Source organism: Streptomyces lacrimifluminis (genome assembly GCF_014646095.1).
Lineage (GTDB): Bacteria > Actinomycetota > Actinomycetes > Streptomycetales > Streptomycetaceae > Streptomyces > Streptomyces lacrimifluminis.
On sequence record NZ_BMMU01000026.1, the window covers coordinates 119717 to 127539 of the forward strand.

Here is a 7823-nt window from a genome sequence, read left to right on the forward strand (position 1 = left end):
TCGGGTTCAAGGCCGGCGGGAGCGGAGGTCTGCCTAGGGTGTTTTCTGGGGTGGCGGGCAGCCGTTCCGATCGGCGTGTCGACTCATGTACGGGAGTTTGTGTGGCGCAGCAGCACACGACGTCTCTCCGGCTCCGTCTCCGGTACCGCTTCGATCATCTGGTCTCGGGGGGAACGACCGCGCTGATCGGCTGGCTCGCGCTGGCCTGCCTCGCCGTCGTTGTTCCGGCGAGCATGGTCCTTGTCTGGTCCGACCGGGCTGCTCCGGCAACGCTCTCCGGGCGGCTCACCGCCGTGTGGGTCAGCGTCGGCCAGACGCTGAAGATCGGGGGTGCGGTCGGTTCCCCGCTCTACGTGCTGGCTTCCGTATCGCTCGCGCTGGTGGCGCTGCTGTTCGTGTCGACCCTGGTCAGTCTGATCACCACGGGCATCAACCAGCGCATCATGTCGCTGCGCCTGGGCCACTCCACCGTGCTGGAGACCCGGCACACCGTCGTCCTGGGGTGGTCGGACCAGGTGTTTCCCGTGCTCGGGGAGCTGGTGGCGGCCAACGCGAACCAGCGCCGCTCCGCCGTCGCCGTGCTGGCCCCGCAGGACAAGGTGTGGATGGAGGACGAGATCGCCACCCGCGTCAGCGACGGTGGCAGGACGCGGATCATCTGCCGCAACGGGAGCACCACCGACCCCACCGAGCTGTGCCGGGTGAGCCCGGGCACCGCGAAGGCGGTGCTGGTGCTGCCTCCCACGGGGGACATCGGTGACGCCCAGGTGGTGAAGACGCTGCTGGCCCTCGACGCGGCCGTCCCCGGGTTCGGTGAAGGGGAGACGGTGGTGGTCGCCGCCGTCCGTGACTCCCGCAATCACATGACCGCCAGGCTGGCCGCCGGGCCCACGGGACACGTGCTGTGCGTCGACGATATCGTCGCCCGGCTCCTCGTCTCGACGGCCCGGCAGCCCGGCCTCTCGCTCGTCTACTCGGAGTTGCTGGATTTCGAGGGCGACGAGTTCTACCCGGTCGCCGCCGGGGGCTTGGTGGGGCGTACGTTCGGCGAGGCGCTGCTGGCGTTCGCCACGTCCTCGGCGGTCGGCCTGCTGCACACCGACGGGAGTGTCACCCTCAATCCGGATTCGGGGGCGGCGATCGGCCCGGGCGACCGGATCATCGTCATCTCCCAGGACGACGACACGGCCGTGCGGGCGGACGTGGCCTCCCATGTCGAGGAGGACGCGATCGTGACGGCCGGTCCCAGGACCGCCCAGGCCGAACGCCTCCTCCTGCTCGGCTGGAACCGCCGCGCCCCGCTCGTCATCGAGCAGCTCGACCAGTACGTGAGCCCGGGAACCACCCTGGACGTCGTGTCGCTCGGCGATTACGCGGCCACGCGCGGCGCCCGAGCCGTCACGGCCGAGCGGTCCCACCTCGAAGTGTCCTTCCGCGACGGGGACATCACCGACCCGCGCACCCTGGCCAAGCTGGACGTGCCCTCGTACGACAGCGTGATCGTGATCGGTGAGACGGAGCTCGGGGCCCCGGCCTGCGGCTCGGCCTCGGACACGCTCGTCGTCTCCCTCGCTCCGGTCCCGGATCCGGAGGCGCGGGCGGACGACAGGACACTGGTCACCCTGCTGCATCTGCGGGCCGTCGGGGACGCCGCGCAGCGGGAACTCGCGCTCACCACCGAGATGTCCGACGACGGCAACCGGCTTCTCGCGCCCGCTCGGGACGGCGCCGACTTCATCGTGAGCGGCAGGCTGATCAGTCTGCTGATGACCCAGATCTCACAGAGCCCGTATCTCGCCGGGGTCTTCGAGGAGTTGTTCACGGCGGAGGGCCACGAGTTCCACCTCAAGCCGGCCGCGGACTACGTCCGGGCCGGCTCCGAGGTCTCGTTCGCCACCGCCGTCGAGTCGGCGCGCCGTCGCCGGGAATGCGCGGTCGGCTACCGGCTGCGCGCGCGGAGCGCCACGGGCCCCGACTACGGGGTGCGGATCAACCCCGACAAGCGGCAGCGGGTCCGGTTCTTGGAGGGGGACTGGCTGATCGTGCTCGCCGAGAGCTGACGGTGCGCCGTCTGGGCGGCTGCTATGCCGTGTGCACTTCCAGGGCGGTCCGCACGGCGGATTCCAGGGCTCCCTCGATCCAGGCGGGCTTGATGGAGGTGTGGCAGCCGGCGAAGTGCAGGTTGCCCTCGGCCTTGCGGACGTGGGGGAAGAGCTCGGTGTGCTGGCCGGGCAGCAGTACGGACGCCTCGCCGTAGGCGTAGGGGTCGCGCATCCAGGACTGGGTGCGGCCGACACCGGTGTAGAACACCTCGATGCGCTGTCCGAACACCTCCTGGACACCGGCGAGGGCCCGCGGGTAGCGCTCCTCGTCATCCAGGGAGTCCCACTTCAGAGCGTCGTCCGACCAGCTGTAGGAGGCGAGGACGACGCCGCCCGGGCTGCCTTCGACGGGGTAGGAGGGCTGGAACATGAAGCGGTTGGGGTTGTCAGTGGCCGAGCCGCCGCCGATGACGCCGGCCGCCTCGGGCTGGTCGCGGGTGACCACGCGGCAGGCGGCGTAGTGGGAGCGCTGGCCTGCGGAGATATGGCCCTCGGGGACGGAGGAGTGGGCGCCCAGCAGGGTTCCGTTCGCCGGGCTCTGCCCGGTCTGGTACTTCCGGTACAGGCCGGGCTGCACGGCCTCGAGCTCACGCTTCCAGTCGGCCTCGTCGAACTCCCACCAGCGGCGGCTGAATTCGAGCAGCACCTTGGTGGCGGCGTCGTAGTGCAGCTCGGTGACCGCGCGCCGCTTGCCGTAGGAGAGCGCCGGAGCGACGGGGATGTGGCGCAGCCCGGAGAAGGGGACGGTGATGATGGCGGTGTCGGCGGTGAAGGTCTCGCGCCGCACGGGGCTGCCGCCGCGGCCCTCGGAGACGGTCTCGACGCTGACCCTGCCCTCGCCGTGGGTGATGCGGGTGGCACGGCGGTCGAGCCGTACCAGGTCCTTCACCCGGGAGTACATCGCGTCGGCCAGGGTGGCGGTGCCGTCGGGCAGTTCGTAGAAGGCGGTGTCGGGGCTGATCAGGGAGGCGCCGATGAAGCTGTGTACGAAGGCGAGGTGCAGGCGGGAGGTGAGGTTCTCGACGGTTCCGATCAGGTCGATGGTCCGCTCGTCGAGCCTGGCCTCCTCCGTCAGGAAGCGGTACATCGACATGTGGCCGTAGCGCTGGATGACGCGTGCCCAGCCCTCGACGAGTTCCTTGTCCTTCTTGCCCTCGATCTCCTTGCGTACGGGGGCGAAGGCGTCGCGAACGATCTGCGAGGCGGGGACGGACTCGTACGCCTGCGGCACTCCGAAGGAACGATTGAGCGTCTGCGGGGCGCGTGCGTAGTCGGCGCGGCGGACGCGGATGCCGTTGACGTAGATCCACGTCCGGTAGGCGGGGCGGCCGGCCCCGTCCACGTCGACCAGGTGGAAGCGACGGCGCTTGAGGCCGAGGCTGTCCATCAGTCCGGTGACCAGGGGGTGGCTGTCGGGGATGCGCATCGCGCCGGCCTCGGCGTACTGCTTCGGGTCGGCGAAGGGCTGGGTGGCGTTCTCGTGGCCGCCGGTGCGGAAGGTCTTGATCCGGCCGCCCACCCGGTTGGCGTTGGCCTCGATGACGGTGACCTGGTGACCGGCCTCGCGCAGGAGGTGTGCGGCGGTGAGACCGGCCGGCCCGGCGCCGACGATCAGCACCTTCTTGCCGGGGCGGCGCGAGCGGGGCAGACCGTTGTTCAGGAGGATGTCGGCGTAGCGCGGTACGAGCGGCTGGTCCTCGTCGTCCCGTACGAGGATGGCCCGGGCGATCGTCAGGCAGGCGCCCCAGTCGGCGACCGCGGTGGCGGGGGCGGCCTGCGCGGTCCCGGCGGAGATGGCAGCGACTGTCAGCCCGCCGGCTCCGGCGACGGCGGCCGCGCCGGCGATGACGGTACGACGGGAGGGCGCCGGTGTGTGCCCGCCGGGGGTACCAGGAGCTTCAGGGGTTTCGGAGTTGGCATCAGGATCCATGATCATGACCCAACTCTTGCCGCCCGAGCGGGCCCGAACGGCCAGAATGCACCCGCGCGGGCAAGTACCACCCGGACGTGCGTCGCGCGCCGTCCCGTGCTGACGAACTGAGTTTCGTACGGGCGATCTTCGTTCCGAGCAGCCGAGCGCCGCACTGGCTGCACGCCGGTGTTCCTCCTGGCCATGTGCCCCAGGCTCCCGTCCGGCGGGGCCCAGGGACCTCACCCAGCTGGTGGTCAGCGAGCTGGTCACCAACGCCCGCCAGTACGCTCCCGGCCCGTTCTGCTCCGCTGCTGGACGCGATCCCCGTCGCCGCCTTCCCGCTGCCTCCGCCCCGGACGCTGCGCTACGTAGAGGCCCCGGCGCGCTACGACGGCGATGCTGTCTCGATTTTCTTGGGCGGCGGCATCACCGGGTGCCCGAAATGGCAGCGGGCGAGGTGACGGCGAAGTTCTACGACCGAACCGGGACGAGGTCGCCGACCTCATCGAGCATCGGTTCGTGGGCGCGGGCGGTGTCTGCGACAGCAGCTTTGGCAAGGCAGATTCGCTCGTCCGAGTGGTCCTTGCCGTGGGTTCACCAGCATGTGCATGCCGAAGTCGCTTTCGGTGGACCTCGTGCCGTGCCCGTGCGGCCATGTCCGCTGCGTCGTCGTAAACCAGGCGAGGGCACATGCCAGGCGATCGCGCGCCCGCGCCACTCCGGCGGAGTCGCGCCCTCCTCGTCGTACCGCGCGTCGTGCTCCGCCCCCGGATCCGTCACTGGATCAGTCAGGCCGACCGACCCTGGTGATGAGTTTTCGCGTCCGCATCCGTCACACCTACGACGGGACACGACGAGGCGGAAGGATGACGTGATGAGTGCGGACACGCGGCTGGAGGAGCTGGGCGTGAGTGGGCTGGGCGAGGTCGACGAGCCGGCGTTCTCGGGGCTGGCGGAGCGGCACCGGCGGGAGCTGCACGTGCACTGCTACCGGATGCTCGGGTCGTTCGAGGACGCCGAGGACACCGTGCAGGAGACGTTCCTCCGTGCCTGGCGGCGGCGGGAGACCTTCGAGGGGCGGTCGACGTTCCGGGCCTGGCTGTACCGGATCGCCACCAACGCCTGCCTGGACCTGCTCGCCAAGTGCCGCCCGGAGCCTGCGACCGGCGGCGAGGTGCTGTGGCTGCAGCCCTACCCGGACCGGCTGCTCGACGAGCTGCCCGCGAGCGACGCGGACGAGCCGGAGACCCTCGCCGTCGCGCGGGAGACGATCGAGCTGGCCTACCTGGTCGCCGTCCAGCACCTCGCGCCGCGCCCGCGGGCCGTGCTGATCCTGCGAGACGTGCTCGGCTGGCCGGCGAAGGGCGTCGCGGAGCTCCTCGGCGACTCCGTCAACTCCGTGAACAGCGCGCTGCAGCGGGCCCGCGCCGGCATGCGGGAGCACCTGCCCGCCGAGCGGCAGGACTGGACCGGCGGCGAACAGGACGCCGGGACGCGCGAGCTGGTGCGCCGCTTCACCGAAGCCAGCGTCGCGACCGACGTGGACAAGATCGCGGCCATGCTGCGGGACGACGTCCGGTGCTCGATGCCGCCCACACCGGGCCTGAACGTCGGCCGCGACGCGGTGGTCAACGACTGGATCGAGGACGGCTTCCAGGGCATGAAGGGCCTGCGCGCCGTCCTCACCTCCGTGAACCGGCAGCCCGCCGTCGCCTTCTACCTCTGGCGGAAGCCGGAGGGCGCCTACCTGCCGCTGACGATCGACGTCCTGCGGATCACCGGCGGGGCGATCACCGAGATCGTCACGTTCCACGACGACCAGTTCCCGCGGCTCGGGCTGCCGGAGCGCCTGCCGGCGGACGGCACGGAGTAGTCCCGGTGCGGACGCTCGCACTGCGCGGTGGCGCGCGTGTCGCGGTGGTCGCGGCGCAGTGGTACGACGCGTTCGGCGTCGTCACCTGCGGGCGGGTGCAGCTGGAGCTGCGCGACGGCGAGCTGGGGCCGGTCCTCGGACGCGGCGCCGGGTTCTGGCTCCGCGGCACCGGCGTCCGCGCCCTGCGCAACCCCGGCCGTCGCACGGCGAGGGTGCGCATCGTCACCCCCAGGGCCAGGACCGTCACAGGCCAGCCAACACACCCGTACGCCAGCTACCGAAGGATGAAGGAACGACGTGAACAGTATGAATGACACCGGGGCCGTCGCAGGCCCGGCATCAGGCCGGACCGGCCATCCCCACCGCCTCCGCGGGCTCGCCGGCACCGGCTTCATTGCCACGCTCGCGGCGATGGTGGCCACCACCCTCGCCGCTGCGCTTGCCCAGGCCGTTGGCGTCGACTTCGCGGTCCCCGATGGCGGCGAGACGATCCCGTTGTCCGGGTTCGCCGTGGTGACCGGATTCTTCTCGGTAGTGGGCATCGTCATTGCCGTTGCTCTTCGTCGTTGGAGCGCTCGCCCCGCCGAGCGATTCGTGTGGACGGCAGTGTCGCTGACTGCGATCTCGTTGGTCCCGCCCCTCCTCTCCGGGGCAAACAGCGCCGCCACCACAGCCCTCCTCGGCCTACACCTCGTCCCTGCGACGGTGATGATCCCCACCCTGGCGCGGAGCCTGCGCACCCGGACCGATTGACTCTCGAGTCGACGTCACGCCTAAACCGCGCCAGGACGCGCTCGTAGCCGGGCCCTGACACCTACACGCCTGCGGGAGGCTGTCACGCCGCCGGCGGGGCAGGGAGCGCAGTATGTGACGTGGGAGGTTGGAAAAGGCTCATTGGCCTCTCCGTTGACATCCAACCTAGTCGCCGCAGGTCAGCGGGCCGCACGCGACCATCTTCGCTGTCAAAGGACAGTGGTGGTGGCGCAGTATTCACACGGCGCCGTCAGGTGTCGTCGCTGGACAATAGCGGCATCGCCTCCTTCCACTCGGCGGGGCGGAGCTGGTGGCAGCTGGCGGGGCACCAGCGCTTCTGGACGTCTTCTCGTTGGCGCGGGCGCGGCGGGCGACCGTGCTGGGCAGGCCCATCGAGCACAACCAGTCGGCCAGGACCGGCAAGGCCAAGGAGCGCACCCCCTGGCTGGGCTTCGACCTGGTGTTCCGGCCCCCGCCGACGGCACACGTCGCGTGGGCGCTGGGTGATGACGAGACCCGTCTGGTGCTGGGGCTGTGCCAGGACATCGCCCGGGACAAGACGCTGGCATGGGGGAGGACTCGGTCGCGGAGGTCCGCTGGAAAGGCGGTGGCAAGCATCGCGCCCGTGCGACTCAGCGATCCGGGCCTACGGCGCCGACGTCATCGACCGCCTCGCGGAGCGGGCCCGGGCGGCGGCCGCGGCGGTGTGGACGCGGGTCCGGCCGGTGGTCGACGTCGCCCTGGCGGCTGTCGACGTCGTCGCCGTGGTGTACGTGATGCGCGGCGCGTTCAAGCACCACCACCTGCTCGCCGAAGCCCGCCGCAACCCTCCTATGTCCTGCGCGGCCGACCTCACCAACCCGGCCTGGACGAACAGATCGTGCAGGCGGTCGTCGACGACTACACCCGCCCCGCCGGACAACGGATGATGACCGCCGACCTGCGCGCCCTGTACCCGCGCGACACCGAGGACCAGGCCGTGCTGCGCCCGCTGACCCGCAACAGGACCGCCCCGCCGTACGAGCGGGCCCGCCTCGCCGCCGGTGCGCTGAGGACCCGGGTCCACGCGGTGCGCCGCGCGGACCGCCTGGGCTCCCGCTCCCGGCCGCACACCGTCGCCGCGCCCGCTGCCCCGAGGTCCCGCCTGCGGCCGACCCGTACGGACCGGAAGGCCGGCCGCGTC

At 71.2% G+C, this 7823-nt stretch carries 5 protein-coding genes and 1 pseudogene; 5 read left to right on the forward strand and 1 reads right to left on the reverse strand.

All coding sequences use genetic code 11. The annotated features are described in order from the left end of the window. The first annotated feature begins 101 nt into the window (after positions 1–101). Complete coding sequence (locus IEY89_RS30850; protein WP_189150807.1) at positions 102–2060, forward strand: CASTOR/POLLUX-related putative ion channel; 1959 nt, start codon at positions 102–104, stop codon at positions 2058–2060. 22 nt (positions 2061–2082) lie between these two features. Here IEY89_RS30850 and lgoX read toward each other — a convergent pair whose 3' ends face one another. Further along, entirely contained in the window at positions 2083–4032 is a 1950-nt protein-coding gene (lgoX, locus tag IEY89_RS30855; RefSeq protein WP_189150823.1) for an L-glutamate oxidase LgoX, read from the reverse strand. 856 nt (positions 4033–4888) lie between these two features. On the opposite strand from lgoX, the gene IEY89_RS30860 reads away from it, so the two are divergent. The 4 genes and pseudogenes from IEY89_RS30860 to IEY89_RS30875 all read left to right on the forward strand — a co-directional run. Then, entirely contained in the window at positions 4889–5887 is a 999-nt protein-coding gene (locus tag IEY89_RS30860) for an RNA polymerase subunit sigma-70 (protein WP_189150808.1), read from the forward strand. Between the two features lie 5 nt (positions 5888–5892). After that, positions 5893–6201, forward strand: coding sequence for a hypothetical protein (locus IEY89_RS30865; RefSeq protein ID WP_189150809.1), 309 nt, complete (start codon positions 5893–5895; stop codon positions 6199–6201). Beyond that, on the forward strand, positions 6194–6640 hold the full coding sequence (locus tag IEY89_RS30870) for a DUF6069 family protein (protein WP_189150810.1): 447 nt from the start codon (positions 6194–6196) through the stop codon (positions 6638–6640). Before IEY89_RS30865 ends, IEY89_RS30870 begins: the two co-directional genes overlap by 8 nt. 349 nt (positions 6641–6989) lie before the next feature. Continuing rightward, positions 6990–7823 (forward strand): annotated as a pseudogene (locus tag IEY89_RS30875) (relaxase domain-containing protein); the annotation flags it as partial.